The sequence below is a fragment of the Pseudomonas sp. CBS genome (assembly GCF_024734645.1).
Classification (GTDB): Bacteria; Pseudomonadota; Gammaproteobacteria; order Pseudomonadales; family Pseudomonadaceae; genus Aquipseudomonas.
Map to the genome: position 1 here is coordinate 4903160 of NZ_CP102929.1, position 24386 is coordinate 4927545.

The 24386-nt window shown below is 61.1% G+C and carries 18 protein-coding genes; 15 read left to right on the plus strand and 3 right to left on the minus strand.

The window, feature by feature from the left end; all coding sequences use genetic code 11:
* Positions 1–11 precede the first annotated feature (11 nt).
* Positions 12–2657, minus strand: coding sequence for a pyruvate dehydrogenase (acetyl-transferring), homodimeric type (gene aceE, locus NVB75_RS22440; RefSeq protein ID WP_258343371.1), 2646 nt, complete (start codon positions 2655–2657; stop codon positions 12–14).
* 383 nt (positions 2658–3040) lie between these two features.
* Between aceE and glnE the strand changes: the two genes are divergently transcribed.
* From glnE to NVB75_RS22480, 8 genes are read left to right on the plus strand one after another with little or no spacing between them, the layout of a single operon-like run.
* Positions 3041–5980, plus strand: a complete 2940-nt coding sequence (gene glnE, locus NVB75_RS22445) for a bifunctional [glutamate--ammonia ligase]-adenylyl-L-tyrosine phosphorylase/[glutamate--ammonia-ligase] adenylyltransferase (protein ID WP_258343373.1) — start codon at positions 3041–3043, stop codon at positions 5978–5980.
* Between the two features lie 54 nt (positions 5981–6034).
* Positions 6035–7069 carry a lipopolysaccharide heptosyltransferase II gene (gene waaF, locus NVB75_RS22450; protein WP_258343375.1) on the plus strand — a complete coding sequence of 345 codons (1035 nt, stop codon included), beginning with the start codon at positions 6035–6037 and terminating at the stop codon, positions 7067–7069.
* Between the two features lies 1 nt (position 7070).
* Positions 7071–8129, plus strand: coding sequence for a lipopolysaccharide heptosyltransferase I (gene waaC, locus NVB75_RS22455; RefSeq protein ID WP_017478297.1), 1059 nt, complete (start codon positions 7071–7073; stop codon positions 8127–8129).
* Positions 8129–9253, plus strand: a complete 1125-nt coding sequence (locus NVB75_RS22460) for a glycosyltransferase family 4 protein (RefSeq protein ID WP_063033426.1) — start codon at positions 8129–8131, stop codon at positions 9251–9253. Before waaC ends, NVB75_RS22460 begins: the two co-directional genes overlap by 1 nt.
* Positions 9250–10056, plus strand: a complete 807-nt coding sequence (gene rfaP / locus NVB75_RS22465) for a lipopolysaccharide core heptose(I) kinase RfaP (protein ID WP_063033425.1) — start codon at positions 9250–9252, stop codon at positions 10054–10056. Before NVB75_RS22460 ends, rfaP begins: the two co-directional genes overlap by 4 nt.
* Positions 10056–10790 (plus strand): lipopolysaccharide kinase InaA family protein, encoded by a 735-nt coding sequence (locus NVB75_RS22470; RefSeq protein WP_258343379.1) that lies wholly within the window; start codon positions 10056–10058, stop codon positions 10788–10790. The genes rfaP and NVB75_RS22470 overlap by 1 nt, the downstream gene beginning before the upstream one ends.
* A complete protein-coding gene (locus tag NVB75_RS22475) occupies positions 10787–11539 on the plus strand; it encodes a lipopolysaccharide kinase InaA family protein (protein ID WP_258343381.1) in 753 nt (250 codons plus the stop codon). Before NVB75_RS22470 ends, NVB75_RS22475 begins: the two co-directional genes overlap by 4 nt.
* Positions 11539–12981, plus strand: a complete 1443-nt coding sequence (locus NVB75_RS22480; protein WP_258343383.1) for a lipopolysaccharide kinase InaA family protein — start codon at positions 11539–11541, stop codon at positions 12979–12981. The genes NVB75_RS22475 and NVB75_RS22480 overlap by 1 nt, the downstream gene beginning before the upstream one ends.
* Before the next feature lie 66 nt (positions 12982–13047).
* Here NVB75_RS22480 and NVB75_RS22485 read toward each other — a convergent pair whose 3' ends face one another.
* The gene (locus NVB75_RS22485; RefSeq protein WP_258343384.1) at positions 13048–15138 is read right to left on the minus strand and encodes a TonB-dependent receptor; all 2091 of its coding nucleotides are present in this window, start codon (positions 15136–15138) and stop codon (positions 13048–13050) included.
* 157 nt (positions 15139–15295) lie between these two features.
* Here NVB75_RS22485 and NVB75_RS22490 point away from each other — a divergent pair, with 157 nt between their 5' ends.
* From NVB75_RS22490 to NVB75_RS22520, 7 genes are all read left to right on the plus strand, one after another.
* Positions 15296–15628 carry a YceK/YidQ family lipoprotein gene (locus NVB75_RS22490; protein ID WP_003209457.1) on the plus strand — a complete coding sequence of 111 codons (333 nt, stop codon included), beginning with the start codon at positions 15296–15298 and terminating at the stop codon, positions 15626–15628.
* A 53-nt stretch (positions 15629–15681) separates the two neighbouring features.
* Complete coding sequence (locus NVB75_RS22495; protein WP_258343385.1) at positions 15682–16035, plus strand: YceK/YidQ family lipoprotein; 354 nt, start codon at positions 15682–15684, stop codon at positions 16033–16035.
* A gap of 154 nt (positions 16036–16189) precedes the next feature.
* A complete protein-coding gene (locus NVB75_RS22500) occupies positions 16190–17947 on the plus strand; it encodes a carbamoyltransferase (RefSeq protein WP_076015509.1) in 1758 nt (585 codons plus the stop codon).
* The gene (locus NVB75_RS22505; protein WP_258343386.1) at positions 17948–18844 is read left to right on the plus strand and encodes an antimicrobial resistance protein Mig-14; all 897 of its coding nucleotides are present in this window, start codon (positions 17948–17950) and stop codon (positions 18842–18844) included.
* The gene (locus NVB75_RS22510; protein WP_258343387.1) at positions 18841–20247 is read left to right on the plus strand and encodes a PIG-L deacetylase family protein; all 1407 of its coding nucleotides are present in this window, start codon (positions 18841–18843) and stop codon (positions 20245–20247) included. The genes NVB75_RS22505 and NVB75_RS22510 overlap by 4 nt, the downstream gene beginning before the upstream one ends.
* Before the next feature lie 86 nt (positions 20248–20333).
* Positions 20334–21482 carry a glycosyltransferase family 4 protein gene (locus NVB75_RS22515; RefSeq protein ID WP_258343388.1) on the plus strand — a complete coding sequence of 383 codons (1149 nt, stop codon included), beginning with the start codon at positions 20334–20336 and terminating at the stop codon, positions 21480–21482.
* Positions 21479–22363 carry a glycosyltransferase gene (locus NVB75_RS22520; RefSeq protein ID WP_177039701.1) on the plus strand — a complete coding sequence of 295 codons (885 nt, stop codon included), beginning with the start codon at positions 21479–21481 and terminating at the stop codon, positions 22361–22363. Before NVB75_RS22515 ends, NVB75_RS22520 begins: the two co-directional genes overlap by 4 nt.
* A gap of 66 nt (positions 22364–22429) precedes the next feature.
* Here the strand turns inward: NVB75_RS22520 and NVB75_RS22525 are convergent, their stop codons facing one another.
* The gene (locus tag NVB75_RS22525) at positions 22430–24307 is read right to left on the minus strand and encodes an O-antigen ligase family protein (protein ID WP_258343390.1); all 1878 of its coding nucleotides are present in this window, start codon (positions 24305–24307) and stop codon (positions 22430–22432) included.
* Positions 24308–24386: the final 79 nt, after the last annotated feature.

Here is a 24386-nt window from a genome sequence, read left to right on the forward strand (position 1 = left end):
AGAAAGTCTCCTCAGCAGTCCAGTGGGTTGCGTTTTTCCGGGTTGATCCCGAACTTGACGATAGCGTCTGCTACCACCTTGGGTTCGATTTCACCACGGTCAGCCAAGGCTTCCAGGGCTGCCAACACCACGAAGTGACGGTCGACTTCGAAGAAGTGACGCAGCTTTTTACGGCTGTCACTACGGCCGAAACCGTCGGTGCCCAGGACTTTGAATTCCTTGGACGGTACCCACTGACGAATTTGTTCAGCAAACAGTTTCATGTAGTCGGTAGAGGCGATAACCGGACCTTTACGGCCAGCCAGGCACTCTTCGACGTAGGTCAGCGCAGGCTTCTGGCCTGGGTGCAGACGGTTGCTGCGCTCTACGGCCAGGCCGTCGCGACGCAGTTCGTTGAAGCTGGTAACGCTCCATACGTCAGCACCGACGTTGAACTCTTCACGCAGGATTTTTGCAGCTTCACGCACTTCGCGCAGGATGGTGCCGGAGCCCATCAGTTGCACGTGGTGAGCGGCTTCCTTGGTGTCTTCTTCGAGCAGGTACATGCCCTTGATGATGCCTTCCTCGACACCGGCCGGCATGGCTGGCTGCTGGTAGGACTCGTTCATCACGGTGATGTAGTAGAAAACGTCCTGCTGCTCTTCGGTCATCTTCTTCATGCCGTCCTGGATGATCACCGCCAGCTCATAGCCGTAGGTTGGATCAAAGGTGCGGCAGTTCGGGATGGTGCCCGCCAGGATGTGGCTGTGGCCGTCTTCGTGTTGCAGGCCTTCGCCGTTCAGCGTGGTCCGGCCGGCAGTACCGCCGATCAGGAAGCCACGGGTACGGCTGTCGCCTGCTGCCCAAGCCAGGTCGCCAATACGCTGGAAACCGAACATCGAGTAGAAGATGTAGAACGGCAGCATCGGCTGGTTGTGGCTGGAGTACGACGTACCGGCAGCGATGAAGGAGCTCATGGCGCCCGCTTCGTTGATGCCTTCTTCGAGGATCTGGCCCTTCTTGTCTTCCTTGTAGAACATCACCTGGTCTTTATCGACTGGCTCGTAGAGCTGGCCGACGGAGGAGTAGATGCCCAACTGACGGAACATGCCTTCCATACCGAAGGTACGGGCTTCGTCCGGGATGATCGGCACGATACGCGAGCCGATTTCCTTGTCCTTGACCAGCTGCGCGAGGATCCGCACGAAGGCCATGGTGGTGGAGATTTCACGGTCGCCCGAGCCGTCCAGGATAGCCTTGAGGGTATCCAGTGGCGGAGTCGGAATGTTGAAGCTCTTGGCGCGGCGCTGTGGCACGAAACCGCCCAGTGCAGTGCGACGCTCGCTGAGGTAGCGGGCTTCGGCGCTGTTTGGCTCCGGCTTGAAGAACGGCAGGTTCTCCAGCTCTTCGTCCTTGACCGGGATGTCGAAGCGGTCGCGGAACAACTTCAGGCTGTCGACATCGACTTTCTTGGTGTTGTGCGCAGTGTTCTTCGCTTCGCCGGCACCGGTGCCATAACCCTTGATGGTCTTGGCCAGGATGACGGTCGGTTGTTCTTTGTGGTTGACCGCTTCGTGGTACGCCGCGTAGACCTTGTACGGGTCGTGGCCGCCACGGTTGAGTTTCCAGATTTCGTCGTCGGACAGATCAGCAACCATCGCCTTGAGTTCTGGCGTGTTGAAGAAGTGTTCACGTACGAACGCGCCGTCTTTGGCTTTGTAGTTCTGGTACTCGCCGTCGATGACTTCGTCCATGCGGCGTTGCAGGATGCCGTCGACGTCTTTGGCCAACAGTGGATCCCAGAAACGGCCCCAGATGACTTTGGTCACGTTCCAGTGAGCACCACGGAACACGCCTTCGAGTTCCTGGATGATCTTGCCGTTGCCGCGAACCGGGCCGTCGAGGCGCTGCAGGTTGCAGTTGATGACGAAGATCAGGTTGTCCAGCTTCTCGCGGCCGGCCAGGGAAATGGCGCCCAGGGATTCCGGCTCGTCACACTCGCCGTCGCCCAGGAAGCACCAGACTTTCTGCTTGCCTTCAGGGATGAAACCACGGGCTTCCAGGTACTTCATGAAGCGTGCCTGGTAGATCGCCTGGATCGGGCCCAAGCCCATGGATACCGTCGGGAACTGCCAGAAATCAGGCATCAGCCAAGGGTGCGGATAGGACGAGAGGCCCTGGCCGTCGACTTCCTGGCGGAAGTTGTTCATTTGTTCTTCAGTGATGCGGCCTTCCATGAACGCACGGGCGTAGACGCCTGGCGAGGTGTGGCCCTGGAAGTAGATCAGGTCGCCGCCGTGTTCTTCGGTCGGGGCCTGGAAGAAGTAGTTGAAGCCAATGTCATACAGGGTTGCGCTGGAAGCGAAGCTGGAGATGTGACCGCCCAGGTCAGAATCTTTCAAGTTCGTGCGCATTACCATCGCCATGGCGTTCCAGCGTACCAACGAGCGAATGCGGCGTTCCATGAACAGGTCGCCAGGCATGCGTGCTTCGTGGGTTACCGGGATGGTGTTGCGGTACGGCGTGGTGATGGCGTAGGGCAGTTGCGAGCCGCTGCGGGTCGCGAGTTCGCCCATACGGGTCATCAGGTAGTGAGCACGGTCTTCGCCTTCTTTGTCGAGAACCGATTCCAGGGCGTCCAGCCATTCCTGGGTTTCGACGGGATCGAGGTCTTGCATGGCTTGCTCCAGGGCGGAAAGGCTACCAGAATCGGTTGCCTGAAGTTTGCGACTGGCCTTGTGGGCAGACGACATAAATTCTTGGATGGCCGAAGGTTGCTTCGGCGTCCTGTAGTTTTACTACAAATCGTCGGCCATTTCAGCCTTTCGAATGTATATACGAGTAGTAAAACTACACAAGACTGAGCGGATTGCTCGGTCTAGCTGGCGAGCATAATCGTTATTGTTGATCTTTTGCGAACAAGAAAGGGTAGAGATTTGATGTTGACTGCCAAAAAAGAAAAATTTTCAGCTATTTCTAACCTTTGTTCGACAGTCCTTCACCGAGCGTGGTTCTTGCGTTCACAGCTACAAGCCCTTTACGCGCCGATCAAGGATAGACCATGAGCCTTCCAATGCAGGCCGAACTACCGGCCATCCTGCTTCCATTTGCCAAGCGGGCCGAGCAGTCATTTCGTGACGCCGTGGCCGGATTGGACGGCGATAATGGCCTTTCTGAGTGGACGCCGCAACGTTGGGCTGACTTCGCCCGTGTGTGCGCCGCCAGTGATTTCGTCATTGAACAGAGTGTTCGTGACCCTTTGATGTTGCTCGAACTGGTGGCCTGGGGCGAACTGGACCGCAGCTTTGCGCCCGGCGAGCTGTGCGGGCAGATTGCAACGGCCGTGCAACAAGCCGAGACAGAAGACGAACTGGGCCGCGTTCTGCGCCGCCAGCGCACCCGCCAGCAAGTGCGGATCATCTGGCGCGACCTGACCCGACAGGCGGACCTGGTGCAAACCTGCCGTGATCTATCGGATATGGCCGACGCCAGCATCGACCAGGCGTATCAGTGGTTGTACCAGCGCCACTGCGCCTTGTTCGGCACGCCCACCGGCCGTCGCAGTGGCGAACCGCAGCACATGGTCATCCTCGGCATGGGCAAGCTCGGCGCCGTGGAGTTGAACCTGTCGTCCGATATCGACCTGATCTTTGCCTACCCCGAAGGCGGCGACACGGTCGGCGTGAAGCGCTCGCTGGACAACCAGGAGTTCTTCATCCGCCTTGGTCAAAAACTGATCAAGGCCCTGGACCCGATGACCGTCGACGGCTTTGTGTTCCGCGTCGACATGCGTCTGCGGCCCTACGGTTCAGCCGGGGCGCTGGTGCTCAGCTTCAATGCGCTGGAGCAGTACTACCAGGACCAGGGCCGCGACTGGGAACGCTATGCCATGATCAAGGCGCGGGTAGTGGCCGGTGACCAAGTGGCCGGCGCGCAACTGCTCGACATGCTGCGACCGTTTGTCTACCGGCGTTACCTGGACTTCTCCGCCATCGAAGCGCTGCGCACCATGAAGCAGTTGATCCAGCAGGAAGTGCGGCGCAAGGGCATGGCCGAGAACATCAAGCTGGGCTCGGGCGGCATTCGTGAAGTTGAATTTATCGCCCAGGCGTTCCAGCTGATCCACGGGGGCCGCGACCTGAGCCTGCAACAACGCCCGCTGTTAAAAGTGCTGGGCACCCTGGAAGGTCAGGGTTACCTGCCACCGGCGGTGATTGCCGAGCTGCGCGATGGCTATGAATTCCTGCGCTATACCGAGCACGCGATCCAGGCGATTGCCGATCGCCAGACGCAAATGCTCCCGGACGGTACCGAAGACCAGGCGCGGATTGCCTTCATGATGGGCTTCCCGGACTGGACCGCGTTCCATGAGCGCCTGATGTACTGGCGTGGGCGAGTTGACTGGCATTTCCGCCAGGTGATTGCCGACCCGGATGAAGAAGAGGGCGAAGAGAGCGAGTTCGTGGTGGGCGGCGAGTGGTTGCCGTTGTGGGAGGAGTCCCAGGACGAAGAAGCGGCTTGCCGACAGTTGCAGGAGGGCGGTTTTGCCGACGCGCCCAAGGCCTTGAAAGCCTTGGCCGGCCTGCGCAGCAGTCCACAGTTGCGTGCCATGCAGCGATTGGGTCGCGAGCGCCTGGATGCGTTTATCCCACGTCTGCTGGCCCAGGCTGTCGAGCACGCCAACCCGGATCTGGTGTTGGAGCGCGTCCTGCCTTTGGTCGAGGCCGTCGCCCGGCGTTCCGCTTATCTGGTGCTGCTGACGGAAAACCCCGACGCCCTGCGTCGCCTCCTGACCCTGTGCGCCGCCAGCCCGTGGATTGCCGAACAGATCACCCGCTTCCCGCTGCTGCTGGACGAATTGCTCAACGAAGGCCGCCTGTTCAAGCCGCCGCTGGCGCCGGAACTGGCCGCCGAATTGCGCGAGCGCCTGACGCGTATTCCCGAAGACGACCTTGAACAGCAGATGGAAGCCCTGCGTCACTTCAAGTTGGCGCACCGCCTGCGGGTGGCCGCCTCGGAAATCGCCGGCAGCCTGCCGCTGATGAAGGTCAGCGACTACCTGACCTGGCTTGCCGAAGCCATCCTTGAACAAGTGCTGGCCCTGGCCTGGCGCCAGACCGTCGCCCGTCACGGTTCGCCGCAGCGGGTGGACGGCACCTTGTGCGATCCTGGCTTCATCATTGTCGGTTATGGGAAAGTCGGCGGCATTGAATTGGGGCATGGTTCGGACCTGGACCTGGTGTTTATCCATGACGGTGATCCCCAAGCGGAAACCGACGGCGCCAAGCCGATTGACGGCGCGCAGTTCTTTACCCGGCTGGGCCAGCGGATCATTCACCTGCTGACCACCCAGACCAACTCCGGGCAGTTGTATGAGGTGGACATGCGCCTGCGGCCTTCGGGCGCATCCGGTTTGCTGGTGAGTTCCCTGGGCGCCTTTGCGCGCTATCAGGAAAACGAAGCCTGGACCTGGGAGCACCAGGCATTGGTACGTGCGCGGGTGCTGGTGGGCAGTCAGGATGTCGGTCGTGCTTTCGAGCAGGTGCGGGCGCAAGTGCTGGGCCGCGCGCAGGACCTGGACAAACTGCGCCAGGAGGTCAGCGAGATGCGCGCCAAGATGCGCGACAACCTCGGCACCAAGTCCACGGCGGCGGGAACGGCGGCGAATGCTTTCGAACCCACGGTGGCGTTCGACCTCAAGCAGGACGCCGGAGGTATCGTCGATATTGAATTTATGGTGCAATACGCGGCTTTGGCGTGGTCTGCGCAGCATCCAACGTTGCTGCGCTACACCGACAATATCCGCATTCTGGAAGGGCTGGAGCAGGTCGGGTTGATGCCCGCCGCCGATGCCCATTTGCTGCGCGAGGTGTATAAAGCCTACCGTTCCGCCGCTCACCGCCAGGCCTTGCAGAACGAGGCCGGGACAGTTACCGGGGACCAGTTCGCTGACGAACGGCGCCAGGTGCAGCGAATCTGGCATGAACTGGGGTTAAGCTGAACATTATATAAGGCGGGGAGGCATGAGCCTCCCCGTATCGTTTGTGGAAACTACATGAATATTCTGATCGTTGGGCCCAGTTGGGTCGGTGACATGGTGATGGCACAGACACTGTTCCAGTGCCTGAAACAACGCCATCCCGACTGCCAAATCGACGTGCTCGCCCCCGAGTGGAGCCGGCCGATTCTTGAGCGTATGCCCGAGGTGCGTCAGGCTTTGAGCTTCCCGCTCGGCCACGGCGCGCTGGAACTGGCGACCCGTCGACGTATCGGCAAGTCCCTGGCCGGCCAGTACGATCAGGCGATCCTGTTGCCCAACTCAATGAAGTCGGCACTGGTGCCGTTCTTCGCCGGTATTCCCAAGCGCACCGGCTGGCGTGGCGAGTTTCGCTATGGCCTGCTCAACGACGTACGCAAGCTCGACAAGGCCCGTTACCCGTTGATGATCGAGCGCTTCATGGCCCTGGCCTACGCGCCGGGTGCCGAGTTGCCGACGCCTTATCCGCGTCCGAGCCTGCAAATCGACCCGGTCACCCGGGATGCGGCCCTGGCGAAGTTTGGCCTGGAGCTGGACCGTCCGGTGCTGGCGCTGTGCCCTGGCGCCGAGTTTGGTGAGTCCAAGCGCTGGCCGTCGGAGCATTACGCCAAGGTCGCGGAGATGAAGATTCGCGAAGGCTGGCAAGTCTGGCTGTTCGGCTCGAAAAACGATCATTCGGTGGGCGAGGATATTCGCCAGCGCCTGATCCCGGGCCTGCGGGAAGAAGCCGTCAACCTCAGCGGCGACACGTCCCTGGCCGAGGCCATCGACTTGCTGTCCTGCGCCGACTCGGTGGTGTCCAACGACTCCGGCCTGATGCACGTGGCCGCGGCGCTGAACCGCCCGCTGGTGGCGGTGTACGGCTCGACATCTCCCGGGTTTACCCCACCGTTGGCCGACAAGGTCGAAGTGGTGCGTCTGGGCCTGGATTGCAGCCCTTGTTTCGACCGTACCTGCCGTTTTGGTCACTACAACTGCCTGCGCCAATTGCTGCCGCAACCTGTCAGCGACGCGTTGCAGCGGTTGCAGGGCGACGTGGTCGAGGTTCACTGAGTTGCGGGTTCTGGTAATCAAGACCTCATCCCTGGGCGACGTGATTCATGCCTTGCCGGCGTTGACCGACGCGGCGCGGGCGATCCCGGGCATTCGCTTTGACTGGGTGGTGGAAGAAGGCTTCGCCGAGATTCCCACCTGGCACCCGGCGGTGGACAAGGTGATCCCGGTGGCGATCCGCCGCTGGCGCAAGAACCTCTGGCAGACCTTCAAGAGTGGCGAATGGCGGCGCTTCAAAAAGAGCGTGCAGTCGACCAAATACGACTTGGTGATCGATGCCCAGGGCTTGCTGAAAAGCGCCTGGCTGACCCGCTACGTACGCGCCCCGGTGGCCGGTTTCGACAAGCAGTCGGCTCGCGAACCGTTGGCGGCGCACTTCTATTCCCGGCGTTTGGCCGTGGCCCGTGGGCAGCATGCGGTGGAGCGTTTGCGCCAGCTGTTTGCCGTCGCACTGGGCTACGACCTTCCCAAGGGCTTGGGCGACTACGGCCTCAGCGTCGACAAGCTGCTGGGCCTGCCGCCGAAAAAACCGTTTGTATTGCTGCTGCACGGCACCACCTGGGACACCAAGCACTGGCCGGAAGCCTACTGGCGCGACCTGGCCGAACGCATGGACCGCTTCGGTGTGGACGTGAAATTGCCATGGGGCAATGCCGCCGAAAAGGCTCGGGCTGAACGCTTGGCCAGCGGCCTGAAGAACGCTGAAGTGCTGCCCAAGCTGAACCTGGCGGGCGTGGCGCGAGTGCTGGCGAGTGCCAAGGCGTGTGTCGCAGTCGACACCGGTCTTGGTCACCTGGCGGCCGCGCTGGATGTACCGACGATTTCCCTGTTCGGCCCCACCAATCCCGGCCTGACCGGCGCCTACGGCAAGGCTCAGGTCCACCTGGCCAGCGATTTCCCGTGTGCGCCGTGCCTGCAAAAGAAATGCACTTATCAACCGACGGCTGAAGACCAGCGTCGGTTTGATCTCAAGCGCGAGTGGCCCCTGTGCTTTACTCGCCTGAACCCTGAGCGTGTCGCAACGCGATTAAGCACGTTGTTATTGGCTGAGGAACACTGATGCAACTGGCTTTTGTCCTCTACAAGTATTTCCCCTTTGGTGGCCTGCAGCGCGACTTCATGCGCATTGCCCTCGAGTGCCAGCAGCGCGGCCACAAGATCCGCGTCTACACCCTGATCTGGGAAGGTGACGTGCCGCCGGGCTTCGAAGTGCTGGTGGCGCCGGTCAAGGCGTTGGTCAACCATCGGCGCAATGAAAAGCTCTACGCCTGGATCCAGGCCGACCTGGCCAAGCGCCCGGTGGACCGCGTGGTGGGCTTCAACAAGATGCCGGGGCTGGACCTATACTTCGCCGCCGACGGTGTGTTCGAAGACAAGGCACAGACCCTGCGCAACCCGATGTACCGCTGGTTTGGCCGATACAAGCACTTTGCCGAATACGAGCGCGCGGTGTTCGACAAGCACGCTAAGACGCAGATCATGGTGCTGTCCGAGCACCAGCAGCAGCTGTTCACCCAGTATTACGGGACCCAGGCCGAGCGTTTTCACTTGTTGCCGCCGGGTATCGCCCGCGACCGCCGCGCGCCGCCCAACGCTGCCGAGATCCGCGCTGAGTTTCGTCGCGAATTCGGCCTGGCCGAAGATGATTTGCTGCTGGTGCAGATCGGCTCGGGCTTCAAGACCAAGGGCGTCGATCGCAGCCTCAAAGCCGTGGCCGCGCTGCCGTCGAACCTGAAGAAACGCACCCGGCTATTTGTAATCGGCCAGGACGACCCCAAAGTATTCCAATTGCAGAGTGCTGCGCTGGGCCTGGGCGACCAGGTGCAGTTCTTCAAGGGGCGCAGCGATATCCCGCGTTTTCTGCTGGGCGCGGACTTGTTGATTCACCCCGCGTACAACGAGGCGGCCGGCATGGTGCTGATCGAAGCGGTGGTCGCCGGCCTCCCGGTGCTGGTGAGCAAGGTCTGCGGTTACGCGTTTTACATCGACAAGGCCCAGAATGGCCGGGTGTTGGACGAGCCGTTCGAGCAGGCCCAGCTCAACCAGTACCTGGTGGATATGCTCGACGATCCACAAGCGCGCGCGGCCTGGAGCCGCAATGGTCTGGCCTTCGCTGAGACGGCCGACCTCTATAGCATGCCGCAGTACGCTGCGGACCTGATTCTGGCGGAGCCAAACCGATGAAGTTGATTCTTGCCGAACCGTTCAAGACCCTGTGGGCCGGACGCGATGCGTTCGCCGAAGTCGAGAAGCTGGACGGCCAGGTGTACCGTGAACTGGATGCCCGCCGTACCTTGCGTACGGAAGTGGACGGCCACGGCTTTTTCGTGAAGATCCACCGGGGGATCGGCTGGGCCGAAATCCTCAAGAACCTGATCACCGCCAAGTTGCCGGTGTTGGGCGCGGGCCAGGAATGGCTGGCGATCCAGCGCTTGCAGGAAGTGGGCGTGCCGACCATGACCGCCGTGGCTTACGGCGAAAAGGGCAGCAACCCGGCGGACCAGCACTCGTTCATCGTCACCGAAGAGCTGGCGCCGACCGTCAGCCTCGAAGACCTGAGCATGGATTGGGTCAAGCAGCCGCCGGCGCCTGTGATCAAGCATGCGCTGATCGCCGAAGTGGCGCGCATGACCGGCATGATGCACCGCGCCGGGGTCAACCACCGCGACTGCTACATCTGCCATTTCCTGCTGCACACCGACAAGCCGCTGGTAGCCGATGACTTCAAGTTGTCGGTGATCGACCTGCATCGCGCCCAGGTACGTTCCAAGATCCCGCTGCGCTGGCGCAACAAGGACCTGGCCGCGCTGTACTTCTCGGCTCTGGACATTGGCCTGACCCGCCGCGACAAACTGCGCTTCCTCAAGGGTTACTTCCAGCAGCCCCTTCGCCAGATTCTCGCTGAAGAAGCCGCGTTGCTGGGCTGGCTGGAACGCAAGGCGGCCAAGCTCTACGACCGCAAGCAACGCTACGGGGATGCGCTCTGATGGCGGGTTGGAACCTGGAACCCGCTTACGCCGCCCTGGCGGATGACTTTGGTAGCCTGGAAGCCGTGTTCGCCCTGCAAGGCGAGCGGCTGACCCGTGATCCACTGTCCGAAGTGATTCGCGTGGAGCGCGGCGGGGTCAACTATTACGTCAAGCGCTACGTCGGTGCGGGCAAGGGGCTGCGGCGCTACCTGGGAAAGCCACGGGTCAAGTCTGAATGGCAAAACCTCAAGCGCTTCGCCAAGTGGGGTATTCCCACCGCCGACGTGATCGCCTGGGGCCTGGAACGCAAAGGCCTGGCTTATCACCGTGGGGCGATGATCACGCGCGAGCTGCCCAAGACCGAAGATTTGTCGGCATTGGCCGAGCGCAATGACCCGCAACTGTCCGACCCGGTGTGGGTCAACAAGATCAGTCGCCAGCTCGCTGAATACACGCGGACCATGCACGACAACCGGTTTACCCACAACGATTTGAAGTGGCGCAACTTGTTGGTGGACGACCAGCAAACCCTGTACCTGATCGATTGCCCCAACGGCGATTTCTGGCGCGGGTTCTGGCTCAAATACCGTATCACCAAGGACCTGGCCTGCCTGGACAAGGTCGCCAAGTATCACTTGTCGGCCACCCAGCGCCTGCGCTTCTACATGCAATACCGTCAGCGCAAGCACCTGAGCGCGGCGGACAAACAGCGAATTCGCCACGTGGTGAAGTTTTTCGAGGGGCGAGAATGAGTGATTTCCTGGCGGCCGAAGATCGAGCATTGCTTGAGCGCCACGGCCTCGGCACTTTCGACGCGCTGTGGGCCAAGCAACTGGACGCGGTGGACGAGCCCAATACCAGTCGTGGCGGCTGGAGCAGCGTGTTTCGCCTCGAACTTGAAGGCCAGGGCTACTACCTCAAGCGCCAGAGCAACTACCTGACGCGCACCTTGCATCGCCCGTTTGGCGAGCCGAGCTTTGCTCGCGAATTTCGTAATATCAGCCGCTATCGGCAATTGGGTATTCCGGCATTGCAGGCGGCGTTTTTCGGTGAGCGCAAAGTGGCCGGAGAGCATCGGGCGATGTTGCTGACCCGGGCGCTGGATGGTTGGAATGACCTGGATTCATTGCTGGAGCAATGGTCTGAGTTGAGCGACATGCAGCAGCGGGCAATCCTGCTGGCCTGCGGTCAGCTTGCTCGTCAGTTGCACAGTGTGGGCCAGGTGCATGGCTGTTTTTATCCCAAGCATATTTTCCTGCAGGCCACCGGCGACGGGTATGCGGCACAGTTGATTGACCTGGAGAAAACCCGCCCGCTGCTGTTCGGCTGGCGTGACCGGGTCAAGGATCTGGAGCCGCTGCTGCGCCGTACGCCGCAATGGTCGGACGATCAGGTGCGCCAGCTGTTGGCGGCGTATCTGGATCAGCCGCAGGACAGCGCGTTGGTCGCTACCTGGCACCAGCGCCTGGCGGCCCGCCGCAGTCACAAGGAGAACCGCTGATGCGTTTGTCCGGACTGAAAAATGCCGGCCGTACACCCAGCCTGCCCTTGAGCATCGAGCTGGCAGACGCTGCCGGGCCTGGGCAGTTGCAATTGCTCAGTTTGCTGCGGGTATTGCCGGGCCAGCGCTATGTCGGCGCAGCCGTGTGGCGCGGGCGCCCGGTGCTGGCCAAACTTTTGGTGGGCAGCAAGGCGGCGCGGCATTTTCAGCGTGAACTCAGGGGCGTGCGGTTGTTGGCCGAACAAGGCCTGACCACGCCGCTGTTGCTGGCCGATGGTCTGCAAGAGGGTGAGGGCGGTTGGCTGCTGTTCGAGTTTCTGGAAGGCGCCGATAGCCTGGCTGATGCGTGGCAGGCTGTTGAACACTTGCCGCCGCTGGCTGACGAACAGCAAGCGGTGCTCGCCGAAGCGCTGGGTGCGATTGCGCAGATGCACGCCAAGGGCCTGTGGCAGGAAGACCTGCACCTGGACAACCTGCTGCGCCAGGACGGCAAACTGTATTTGATCGATGGTGCCGGGATCTGCGTTGAAGAGGCGGGTAAGCCGCTGTCGCGTAACCGTGTGCTGGAAAACCTTGGGGTGTTTTTCGCGCAGTTGCCGAAAAACCTCGAGCCGTTTACCGAAGAGTTGCTGGTGTATTACCTGCTGAGCAATGGCGAACACGCGTTGCCGCTCGAAGCGTTGCAGAAGCAGGTACGCAAGGTCAGCGTCTGGCGCTTGAAGGATTTCCTGAGCAAGGTTGGCCGGGAGTGCACGCTGTTCAGCGTAGTGCGCGGGCCGTTCGCCTTGCGCGCGACTCGTCGTGAGGAAGAAGCGGCCATGCTGCCGGTGCTGGAGCAGGCTGACGCGCTGCTGGATCAGGGCCACCTGTATAAAACCGGCGGGGCGGCCAGTGTCGCCAAGGTCGAGGTGGGTGGTCGGCCGCTGGTGATCAAGCGCTACAACATCAAGGGATTTGCCCATTGGCTCAAGCGCTTCTGGCGCCCGAGCCGGGCCTGGCATTCGTGGCGCGAAGGCAATCGCCTGGCCTTCCTCGGCATCGCCACGCCCAAGCCCCTGGCGTTGCTGGAAAAGCGCTTCCTGTGGCTGCGCGGCCGGGCTTACCTGGTGACCGAATACTTGCCAGGGCCGGACATCATCGAGCGGTTTGCGCCGTACGTTGAAAGTGGCGAAGCGCCCGAGGCCGAATTACAGGCCCTGGATTACTTGTTTGCAGAGCTGATTCGCGAGCGCATCAGCCATGGGGATTTCAAGGGGCATAACCTGTTCTGGCATGAGGATCGCTGGGCACTGATCGACCTGGATTCGATGTGTCAGCATGGTTCCTTGAGCAGCTTCGCCCCGGCCTATGTCAAGGATCGGGCGCGGTTTATGCGCAATTGGCCTGAGAGCAGTGCGTTGTATCGGGTGATTGATCAGCGGTTGCCAAAGGCAGTGGGCTAGGGGTTTAGGGCCGCTGCGCGGCCCAACGGGAGCAAGCTCCCTCGCCACAAGTTCGATGGTCAGTTTCTAAAATGTGTACTCGGCGCCTGCGCCGGCGTACCACGAGCGTCCCGGCGCTGCTTCGTAATAGCGGCCGTTGCCGTCTCCGACGATGACCGACCCTACGTACTGGCGGTCCAGCAAGTTATCCAGGCGCAGGGTCTGGTGAAAGGTCCAGTGCTCCACCTTCTGCTCAAACCGCGCGCGCCAGTTGAATACGCTGTAGCCCGGTGCTGCGTGCTGCTGGTTGGTGTCTTCGACGTAGACCTTGCTGCGGTACATGCCTTCCAGGGCGGTGCTGACCCAGTCCCGAGGTTTCCAGTTGAGTTCGGCGAATAGCGTGGTTTGCGGTACGCCGGGGAGGTAGTTGCCTTTGTCCACGGGTTTGCCGCCGCCGACGAAGTCGCTGTCGTAGGTGGCTTGCAGGCGGGTGTAGGCGATGTTGGTGCTCCACTGTTCGCTGAGCTGGCTTTCGATGCCCAGTTCGAAGCCGCGACGCAGGGTGCGACCTGCGTTCTGGTAGCTGGTGCGGCCGCCGATCGATTGATCCACCACCAGCTCATCCTCGGTGGTGATCTGGAAGACAGCGGCGTTGACTCGGGTATCGTTCAGCTGTGCCTTCAGGCCCACTTCATATTGCGTGCTTTCAGACGGCTTCAGGCCGAAGTTGAACCCTTCGATATTGCCTGGTGCATAGGCCAGTTCCGCCTGGGTCGGCGTCTCGAAACCCTTGCCGGCACTGACGTAGGCGTGCAGTTCGGGCGTGAAGGCATACATCACGCTCACGGACGGCGTGTTCTTCTGGTAGGTCTTGTTGCCGCTGGAGTCGCCGTTGCTCAGGAACTGGTCGTCGACGTCCAGTTCCATGGTGCTGTGGCGCACCCCGGCTTGCAGGGTCCAGCGGTCGATGGCCCAGTTGGCCTGGATGTAGGGGTCGAGGCTGCGGGCGGTGTCGATTTCATCCCGGCGTAGCTGGCCTTTTACGCCAAGGGTAGTGCCGCTGTAGTTCTGATAGCCGTGGCGGCTGTCTTCGCTCTGATCGAAATCCAGGCCGGTGATGATCATCAGCTCGCCCGGCACGCTGTCGATCGGTTGCATCCAGCGCACGGAGCCGCCGTAGAACTTGCGGTCGAACTGCACCACGCCGCCGCCGCGTTCGTTGGCGGGCGTTCCCTTGGGAATCGACAAATACTGAATCACGCTCCGCCGCCCGGTGTAGGCATTCACCTGCAGCGTCGCTTCACCAAAATACCGCTCGTAGTTCATCCCCAGTTGCTGGTGGTCGATGCTTTTGCGGGTGTTGTACAGCTCTGCTGCGGTACTGACCGAGCGCGGGTCAGCCTTGTATGCATCCCACGCCTGCCCCAGCGGATCCTGGGTGCCGTTCTGTTCCAGGCTGCTGTAGATCAGCGCCAGTTTGCTGTCTTCATCCGGCTCGAAATTGAGCTTGGCAAAGGTCTGGTCGCGGCGGGCGCTGCTGTGGTCGCGGTAACCGTCGGTGTCCATGCGTGACGCGTCCAGCACAAAGCCTGCGCCGTCTGTCGCGCCTTCGGCGGTCAGATGGTTCTTGCTCAGGCCGTCACTGCCCACCAGCGTCTCGGCGCCGATGCGCGGCGGGCCTTCGCCGTTGCGGGAAAACATCTGGATTACGCCGCCCGCATTGCTGCCATAGAGCGTAGCGGCCGGGCCGCGCAGGACTTCGATGCGCTCGGCGGTGTCGAGGTTGAACGTGGCGGCCTGGCCCTGGCCGTCCGGGGTGCTGGCGGGGATGCCGTCGGCGATCAGCTTGATACCGCGCACCCCAAACGCCGAGCGGGCACCGAAGCCACGGGAGGAAATCTGCAAGTCCTGGGCGTAGTTCTGGCGGTTTTGAACCACCAGGCCAGGCACTCGGGACAAGGCTTCGGAGGCATTGATGCCCAGTTGGCCGTCGCTGATTTGCTCACGGCTGATGCTGTCCACGGAATAAGGCAGGTCAAACGACGGGCTGGCGCTGCGCGAGCCGGTGACCACGCTGGGGTCGAGGACCAGCGGAGCCTCGTCGGCCTGGGCGCCGTTACACAGGCCCAGAAGGCCGGGAAGCAACAGGGCGAAGCGTTTGGGGGCAACAACTTTCATGAGTAAACCAGCATCCATGACGCACAAAAGTGCGCGAGTTTAACGATTCAGCCAGCTTTTACCATTTCGGAATCCTCCTACATGGCGCGGCGGTGCACGGGGTCTGGGGCACGAACAGGGCCGATGTTAGCGTTGCTGACCATTCAGAGGGCTGGCCATGACGCTAAAAATGACTGCTGCGCTAAGCATTGGAATCCTTGTGTTGAGCGGCTGTGGAACGGCCAATACGGTATTGCGCGAGGATGCGGCAGCGGCGCGTGAACTCAGAAAGCAAAAAACCTATTGTCAGTCGATTCCTCGTGTCTACAGTGGCGTCGCCTTCGATTTCTGCCTGCTGCATGCCGTGCCGGACCCTACTGGAATACTGGTGCCGTTCGTTCTATTGGATATAACGGTCTCGGGCATTGTTGATACAGTGGTCCTGCCCTACACGGTTTATCGCCAAGGTACCGATGGCAACATCAGTATTTATTGGCGCCCGGGTTCATAAGCGGATCCAGTAGGGGTGTATGGGCCAGGGATGAATGCCCACACTTATGCCAAATGGAGTTGTCCGTGAGTCTTGCAACCAGATTTCTTCTCGCCGCTGTACTGGTATCCACCACCGGTTGCGGCACCATCAACACGGTGTTTCGCCCGGACGCCGTTGCCAGCCAGAACCTCAAGGAATCGCGCAGTTATTGTGAAAACGTGCCGCGTATCTACAGTGGGGTGATCTACGGTTTTTGCACATTGAATGGCGCTCCCGACACTACCAAGGAGCACACCCGCGATGCCTCCGGCTCCCTGCCGATCTTCGCCGCCGAGCTCGTGGGCTCCGGCTTGCTCGACACCCTTGTGCTGCCCTACACGGTCTACCGTCAGAACAGGGACGGCAGCATCGAGATATTCCGCTAGGCCTGCAGTGACAACCGGTCGCCACAATCCCTAGATCATCCCGCGCCGTGTTTACGCTATAATCCCGCCCTTTAGCTGTTTCTCGCCCAGGCGGGGAGCACACTTTTTTCAGGCGTGACGCGCCTGCATGCAGACTAAAAGAGGCTAGACCCCTGTGGCATTGACGATTCTTGGCCTGTCCGGCGCCCTTAGCCATGATCCTTCCGCAGCCTTGTATATCGACGGCAAGCTGATCGCTGCCGCCGAAGAAGAGCGCTTCGTACGCGACAAACATGCAAAGAACCGCATGCCCTACGAGTCGGCGAAGTTCTGCCTGGAACAAGCCGGTATCAAGCCTTCCGACGTTGACGTGGTCGCGATCCCATTCGCTCCCATCAGCCTGTTCGGCGAGGCCCGCTGGCACTATGCCAAGCGTTACTGGTACGCCCCGGACCGCGCCCTCGATGCGATCCTGATGGGCAACCGTCGCTACAAGCGCTACCGCAACAAGATCGTCTGGTGCCTGGAGCAACTGGGTTTCGATCCGAAGAAAATCAAGATCGAACCGGTTGAACACCACTTGGCCCACGCCTCCAGCGCCTATCACTGCTCGGGCTTCCAGGAGAAGACCGCGATCCTCGGGATCGACGGCAAGGGCGAGTACGCCACCACCTTCTTCGGTTACGGCGAAAACGGCAAGATCCACAAGATCAAGGAATTCTACGATCCGGACTCCCTCGGCGGCCTGTATGGCGCGATCACCGAGTTCCTCGGTTTCGAGATGCTCGACGGTGAGTTCAAGGTCATGGGCATGGCGCCGTATGGCGATGCCAGCAAGTACGATTTCTCGCGCCTGGCGTCCTTTGAAAACGGCGAGCTGGTGATCAACACCGACTACGCCAACGTCATCGGCCTGCGTCGCTACAAAGAGAAGGGCAAGGGGTTCTACTTCTCGCCGAAGCTGATCGAGTGGCTGGGTCCGAAGCGCGAAGGCGATATCGCCGACGAGCCGTACATCCACTACGCGGCCAGCATGCAGGCGCTGTTCGAGAAGCTGGCGTTGCAGATGATCGACCATTACCTGGGCGACATCCTTAAAGATACCGGCAAGCTGGCCTTCGCCGGCGGCTGTGCGCTGAACGTCAAGCTGAACCAGAAGATCATCGCCCGTGACGACGTCAAGGAGCTGTTCGTGCAACCGGCGTCCGGCGATGCCGGTACTGCGGTGGGTGCAGCCGCCTACGTGTCTCACGCCCGTGGCGTACCGGTTGAGAAGATGGAACACGTCTATCTCGGCCCGTCTTACAGCAACGAAGACGTGATCGCCGCGTGCGCCAAGCACCCAAGCAAGCCGGTATGGCGCCAGATCGAAAATACCCCGAAACGCATCGCCAAGATCATGGTCGACGGCAACCCGGTGGCCTGGTTCCAGGGCCGCATGGAGTTTGGCCCACGTGCCTTGGGCGGTCGTTCGATCATCGGTTGCCCAAGCGCCACCGGCGTGGCTGACCGGATCAACCACCAGATCAAGTTCCGCGAGCGTTGGAGGCCTTTCTGCCCGTCGATGCTCGACACCGTCGCGCCGCAGATGATCAAGGTCGATCACCCAGCGCCGTTCATGACCTTCACCTTTGAAGTGTCGGAAGAGTGGAAAACCCGCGTGCCGGAAGTGGTCCATGAAGATGGTACCTCCCGTGCCCAGGTGCTCAAGCGCGAATACAACCCGCGCTACTACGACATGATGAAAGAGCTGGAAGTGCTGACCGGCAACGGCGTGTCGCTGAACACCTCGCTCAACCGTCGTGGTGAAGCGATGATCTGCTCGCCGACTGATGCGCTGAACATGTTCTTCGGTTCCGACCTGCAGTACTTGATCATGGAAGACATCCTGGTGGTCAAGGACGGCGTGGACCCTTATGACGCTGTGGTTTAAATGCTGAACCGCTTCCAGGGCTGGCGTGAACGTGGCTGGACGCCTGTCGAGGCCGAGGTTTACGCCCAGGCCTGGCAGCGTTTTGGTGGCAGCGTGGCAACCCATCCGCAGATCGTCGAGCGGCTGGCGCACCTGGCGCAGATTCCGGTGCGTTACCTGGGCTGGGAGCAGGACGGCGAGCTGAAGGGTGCAATTGCTACCTGGGGGCGCGACCTGGCCCTGTCCAAGGACGTGCTCAAGCGCAAAGGCAAAAAAGGCCTGTTTGATCTGGGTAATGCCGAGATCATTCTGCCGATTGCCGCCGATGCGCAGGTGCCATTGCGCCATCGCGCGCGTTATCTCTCTGCACTGAATGAGGGGCGCGTAAGCACCCTCAAGCCCCAGGTCGAGCAGTTGGCCATGGCGCGCACGCCGGAAGAGCTGTCGAAGAAGTTTCGCTACAACCAGCGCCGCGAACTGCGTTTGCTGGAAGAGGCGGGCGGCGTGGTGCGGGCGGTCAGCGAGTTTTCCAGCAGCGAACTGGCGGCGATTTATTGCGACCTGTTCCAGCGGCGCTGGGGTTTCCCGGCCGCAGGGGCCGAACGTCTGGCCGAAGTGCTGGAGCTGCTCAAGGAGTTCCTGTTCGGCTCGGTGCTGTTTCTCAATGACGCTGCGATTGCCGTGCAACTGGTGTATCAGGTGCAGGCGCCGGAATGGGTCAGCGCCGAGTACGTCAACGGTGGTGTCGACCCGGAAACCAAGGCATTCAGCCCTGGCAGCGTGCTGAGCTTCCTGAATACCCAAAGTGCCTGGGAGCAAGCGCGGGCCAGTGACAAGCCGCTGCGTTTCTCCTTCGGGCGTTCCGATCGTGAATACAAGGAGCGCTGGTGTAATCCAGTGCCGGTGTTCAGCGTATGAGTCGCAAACAGCAACTGCTCAAGCAGCATCGGCGCAACAAGCGTATTGCGTTGTTGGTGGGACTTTTGCTGTTGGTGGCCGTCGGTGTGCTGGTGGCCTGGTGGTTGCCGCTGCTGCTGGCGGTGGTGCTGTGGGCCGCGCATGAAGCCTGGTTTGCCGACCATCTGTTCTACTCGCCTAAAGACGACTATGAGTACGCGTTTCCTGAAGGGAGCGAGTGCGCGGGGCTGCGTCTTGAAGCAGGGCGCCTGCTGTTGGACACGCCCTTGGTGGGCGATGAAACCCTGATCGTAGGGGTTGAGCTCAAAAGCTCGTGGCTGGGGCGTTTTTTCGATCCTGCGGTGGAGGTATCGGGCCTGGATGCACCAGACCGGCAAGTCTTCGAGCGAGGTGTCGCAGGGCGGCGCTATCTCAACCTGACAGGCATGGGCGAAGCGCTGTCCGGAGGTAAACTGCGCTTGCGCGGGCGTTTCTGCCGGATCAAGGGGCAGCCGACGCTGTGGTTGTTCCGCCAGCCGGATTACCGTCACCAGCGCGTGATGGTCATTGCGCCCCATGCCGACGATGCCGAGCTGGCCGCCTTCAGCCTCTACAGCCAAGCCGATGAGAGCTGGATCGTCACTCTGACGGCGGGCGAAATCGAAGCCGATCACTATCAACAAATGGGCATGCCCAAGGCCGATGCCGCACGGCTTAAAGGCCGCCTGCGTGCCTGGGACAGCGTCACCGTGCCGCGTTGGGCGGGCGTACCCGAGGCGCAGTGCGTGCAGTTGGGCTACTTCTGCATGCAACTGCCGGCGATGCAGGCTGCGCCGGATCAGCCCCAGGCCTCCCGGGAAGCCCAGTTGGACGATACGCGGCTGTTTCGCCAGTTCAATGCCCTGGCCTTGCCCGGGGATGTGGACGGTGCCCCGACCTGGAAAAACCTGATTGCCGACCTCCGGGCGTTACTGCTCAAGGCGCGCCCTCAGGTCATCGTGTTGCCAACGCCGCTGCTGGATCCGCACCCGGATCACATCTGCGCCCACGCCGCGATCCTCGAAGCCTTGCAAGGCCTGGAGTGGCAGCCGGGTACATTGCTCGGCTACGCCAACCACCTGCATGATAATGATCGTTGGCCCATGGGCGACTCGGGCGCTGGTGTGGCCTTGCCGCCACGCTTTGATGCCACGCATGAACTGGTGCCTTGCAGCTTGCCGCTGACGCTGAACCAGCAGCAAGACAAGGCCATGGCGCTGGGCATGATGCACGACTTGCAGCCGCGGGCGCCGTTCAAGCGCCGCGTGCGCAGGTGGTTGCAGCAATTATTGGCGGGCCGTAGTCCATCGCCTTACGGAGAGAATGAATTCTTCCGCAAGGCGGTGCGCCGCCATGAATTGCTCTGGGTTTTAAAGCAGGATTGAGACCTTATTGAAGGCAGGCTTGCAGGGCCTGCCGCCCCTTTTTCGCCGGGCTGCGTGCCCGCAGCCAGATTGCAGCATGGAGAGTTATGAAACCTCGTTTCAAGGTTTTGCAGTTACAGCCGGACTACAACGTCAAGACCCACGACTTTGCCGACCTCGGCGAGCAGATCGTCAAGGCCTTGCCGGCTGAACGTTTCGAGGTCACATCCGGGTTCCTCAGCGGCCGTCCGCTGCCCGGCCAGCCCCTGAGCGTGGCTGAACACTCCCATTACTTCGAGCTGCCGGAAAAGTCCCTCAAGGGCATCCGTTTCGGCGCCATGTGGCAGATCTACAAATATTGCCGCGAGCAGAAATTCGACGTGGTCATCTGTAACCGCTTCAAGTCGGTCAACATGATGCTGTCCCTCAACCGCTGGTTGAAGATTCCCTTGTGCATCGGCATCTCCCACGGTTTCGGCGAGTACGCCCGTGGCTACCGCCGCCGCCAGACCCAGAAGTGGGTCAGCCCGGCGTGGCGATTTGTCGGGGTGTCGGCAGCGGTCAGGGATTACCTGGTGGACCTCAACTGTGGGTTCACCCGTGAAAACACCACCTTCGTCACCAATGCCATCGACATTCCCCAGGCCGAAGCCTTGCAGTTGCCGCGGGATGAAGCGCGCAAGGCCCTGGGCCTGCCGCTGGATGCGCGGATGATTGGCGCCCTGGGCCGCCTGGTGCCGATCAAGGGGCACACCCATTTGCTGCAAGCCTTCGCCACCCTCAAGGACAAATACCCTGAGGCTCAGGTGGGCATCATCGGCTCTGGCCGCGCCGAAGCAGACCTGCGCGCCGACATCGAGCGCCTGGGCCTGACCGGCCGTGCACACCTGCTGGGCTTTCGCGAAGATGGCATGAAGTACGTGCGCGGTTTCGACATCTGGACCATGCCGTCGCTGTTCGAGGGTCTGGGCCTGGCGCTGCTGGAAGGCATGAGCGGCCATTTGCCGGTCATCGCCTCCAACGGCCCGGCAATGTTGCCGTTGGTGGAAGGTGCAGGCGGCCTGTCCCATGACCCGGGCAACGTCGAGCAACTGTCGGCGGCGCTGGACACTTACCTGGCGTTGAGCGACGAGCAGTTGCGTGCCAAGGGCGAGCAAGTGTTCCGCTACCTGGAAGAAAACCACACCCTGGACGAGTTCCGGCACAAGTATTTGAACCTGATCGAAACCGGTCTGCGTGAAGTAGGTAAAGCATGAGTCTGCAGCAACCTCTCGTCACCGTGATCATCGCCTCCTACAACCACGGGCCGTACATCGAGCAGAGCATCCTCAGTGTGCTTGGCCAGACCTACGCCAATATCGAATTACTGGTGGTGGACGACGGTTCCAAGGATGACAGCGTGGAACGCATCCAGCGCTTGCAGGCCGAGCACGGGTTTGATTTCCAGGTTCAGCAGAACCAGGGCCTGACCAACACCCTGAATGGCGCCATCGCTCGCGCCAAAGGCAGCCTGATCGCGCCATTCGGTTCCGATGACATCATGCTACCGGAGCGTATTGCCACTCAGGTTGCCTACATGGAAGGCAAACCGAAGGTGGGCATCTGTGCCGGCAATATCGAGTTGATCGATGGTGACGGCAAGCCGTACCCGGAGAAGAAGCAGCGCCGCGATTTGCCGTTTCGCAGCCTGGATTTCGATGACCTGTTCCTGGACCGCAAGCCGTTTCCGCCGGCACCGACCCTGATGATCCGTCGGCAGGCGCTGGAAGAGGTCGGCGGATTCGATCCGCTGATTCCGCTGGAAGACTTGTTGATCGAGTTGAAGATCACCCACGCCGGCTACACCATCGACGTATTGAACGTGGTGATGGCGCGCTATCGCCAGCACGCGACCAATACGTACAAGAATCACCGCTATATGATCCAGAACATCCTCAAGACTTACGGGTTGTTCAGCGATCATCCGGCCTACGATCAGGTTCGCTACAACTTCCTGAACTCGATGTTCCTCAAGACCGCCGACCGCGACCGGCCGCTGGCGCGGGAGATCCTCAAGCAGATTCCCTTGAAGTTCTGGGGACGCAAGACCCTGCGTGGGTTGGTGCGGCTGTATCTGGCGCCGCAGCGCAGCTCATAGGGCTTTGGCCTGGCCATTGCGTATAGCGCAATGGCCAGGGGCTTGGAACCTCAGCGGTTCACACCATCACTTGGCCGGGCCAGCGACCTGCGCGACCGGACTATTGAGCTTCAGCACCTGTTCACGGATCTTCGCCGTGGCACTTGGCGAGGCAACCGAGGCATAGCCCTTGGCCAATTGCTCGAAATGGGTTTCGAACAACCAGTTGCGATCCTGTGGATAACGCTGCATGTGCCGCAGGTTGCGCTGGCGCAGGGCGTTGCGCAGGGCTGACGGGTAGATGCGCATGTCGGCCACGTCAATCAGGCCGAACTCGCCGTCATCCATCAACAGCACGTTGCCCAAATGCAGGGAGCGGAAGTACACGCCGCGCTCGTGAAGCTGGGCCATGAACCGGCCGAAACGCTCAATCAACGATTCCCGCAGGCTGCTGTCCAGGCTTTGCAGGGCCTGGCGCAGGGTCAGGCCGGGCAGCGGCTGATAACGTACGGCGCTGCTGGCATCCTTTAACTGGTAGAGATTGAGGATGACCGGTGATGGAATCCCCAATGCACGCAGTTGCTCACTGTTGCTGGCAAAGCGCTCCGAATAGGGATTGAAACTGCCGGAGGTGTACCAGCGACGAGGGCGGAACAGCTTGAGGAAGCTGCCATCCTCCAGACGCAGGACCTTGGGCCCCAGGCCATCGGCTTCGATCACGTGGGCGTTGGCGCACAGCTGTTCGAAGTCTTGAGGTTTCAGGCGTTGAACCGGCATGCGCAGCAGGCTGCGGCGACGCTGCGCGATGCTCAGGCCGGCGATCAGTGCCAGCGGGATCCACAGCAGAAACCAGTGTTCTTTTGGCCGCGAGAGAATGCCGCCGCCTTCGGTCAGGCCGGCACCGATACCGTAGGCCAGCAGGGAGGAGGCCAGGATGAACAACGGCTGTGCACGTTCCTTGAGGCTTTTGTACAGGCCCCAGCCGAGCATGAAGGCCCACGGGATGAAGCCGATGATGCCGACGTAATACAGCACACCCAGAGCAAAGCTGTGGGGCTCGCGCAGCTGATAGCCGTCGGCAAGCGTCAGGTACAGCTCTGAGTCGTAGCTGTGGCCGATCCAGGGGTGTTCGGCGATACGCTCAAGCGACATGCCCCAGATTTCGAAGCGGAACGAGCTGCCACGATTGGTGATCAGTTCGGGATAGAGCAGCAGAAGCGCCGCAGCCCCCAGCGTCATACAGGCGATCAGCAGGGCCGCGCGCCGATTGCGAGTGGTGAAACTCATCCAGAGTACGGCGAGGACCAGGGCAACCAGCGGCGTTCTCGAGCCGGTGGCCAGCACTGCAGCGGCCATGATTGCCAGTGCCGGAACGCTGAACCAGAGTACGTGCGCACGCTTGGTGGTCATGCATACGTACAGCCAGTAGACGCAGAAGAATCCGAATACGTGAGAGCTCAGTAGCGCATTATCAAGAGCCCCACGCCCGCCGATCATTCGCGCGCCCTCTGCGAAGTGGGGAGCAAAAGCCACCAGGCTGCAGGCACTGGAGACCAGCGCAATCAGCGCAGCGCAGAAGAAGATCGGTTTGAACAGTTCGTTGCGGTAATGCAGCAACAGGCCGAAACCGGCAAACAGCGTGAAGGTATTCGGTGGCCGCTTGAACAGGTCGGAATCTGTCGTGGCCTCAGGGCTCCAGAGCAGGCTGGTGAGCGCCCAGCCCGAGAAAACCAGGAAGGCAATCGCCAGGGGCTCGCGCAGTATCTGCTTGAGTTCGGTCGGGCGCAGGCACAACAGCAACAGTGTCGGCGCGGCGAAGAGCAGGTAGTAGAACCTGTGCAGTACGTTTCGATTGGTGACGAAGAACAGCGAGCTCAGGAGCAGCAACAAGCCGATGGGCAGAATCCACAGACAGAGGAAGTCGAAAACGCGGTTTGAGCCATAGGTGAGACGCTTGGATTGCATACAGAAAAGCCGTTCCAAAATAAAGAAAGCCGACCATACTAAAGTAGTGGCTATACAATGTCGCCCGTTGGATCCAACG

Bases quoted from the DNA above. Each gene is read 5' to 3' on its own strand.
- waaF (WP_258343375.1), top strand. From the start codon at position 6,035: ATGAATATTCTGATCGTTGGGCCCAGTTGGGTCGGTGACATGGTGATG.
- NVB75_RS22490 (WP_003209457.1), top strand. From the start codon at position 15,296: ATGACGCTAAAAATGACTGCTGCGCTAAGCATTGGAATCCTTGTGTTG.
- NVB75_RS22505 (WP_258343386.1), top strand. From the start codon at position 17,948: ATGCTGAACCGCTTCCAGGGCTGGCGTGAACGTGGCTGGACGCCTGTC.
- NVB75_RS22495 (WP_258343385.1), top strand. From the start codon at position 15,682: ATGGAGTTGTCCGTGAGTCTTGCAACCAGATTTCTTCTCGCCGCTGTA.
- rfaP (WP_063033425.1), top strand. From the start codon at position 9,250: ATGAAGTTGATTCTTGCCGAACCGTTCAAGACCCTGTGGGCCGGACGC.
- NVB75_RS22480 (WP_258343383.1), top strand. From the start codon at position 11,539: ATGCGTTTGTCCGGACTGAAAAATGCCGGCCGTACACCCAGCCTGCCC.
- NVB75_RS22520 (WP_177039701.1), top strand. From the start codon at position 21,479: ATGAGTCTGCAGCAACCTCTCGTCACCGTGATCATCGCCTCCTACAAC.
- aceE (WP_258343371.1), bottom strand. From the start codon at position 2,657: ATGCAAGACCTCGATCCCGTCGAAACCCAGGAATGGCTGGACGCCCTG.
- NVB75_RS22485 (WP_258343384.1), bottom strand. From the start codon at position 15,138: ATGAAAGTTGTTGCCCCCAAACGCTTCGCCCTGTTGCTTCCCGGCCTT.
- glnE (WP_258343373.1), top strand. From the start codon at position 3,041: ATGAGCCTTCCAATGCAGGCCGAACTACCGGCCATCCTGCTTCCATTT.
- NVB75_RS22460 (WP_063033426.1), top strand. From the start codon at position 8,129: ATGCAACTGGCTTTTGTCCTCTACAAGTATTTCCCCTTTGGTGGCCTG.
- NVB75_RS22475 (WP_258343381.1), top strand. From the start codon at position 10,787: ATGAGTGATTTCCTGGCGGCCGAAGATCGAGCATTGCTTGAGCGCCAC.
- NVB75_RS22470 (WP_258343379.1), top strand. From the start codon at position 10,056: ATGGCGGGTTGGAACCTGGAACCCGCTTACGCCGCCCTGGCGGATGAC.
- NVB75_RS22525 (WP_258343390.1), bottom strand. From the start codon at position 24,307: ATGCAATCCAAGCGTCTCACCTATGGCTCAAACCGCGTTTTCGACTTC.
- NVB75_RS22510 (WP_258343387.1), top strand. From the start codon at position 18,841: ATGAGTCGCAAACAGCAACTGCTCAAGCAGCATCGGCGCAACAAGCGT.
- NVB75_RS22515 (WP_258343388.1), top strand. From the start codon at position 20,334: ATGAAACCTCGTTTCAAGGTTTTGCAGTTACAGCCGGACTACAACGTC.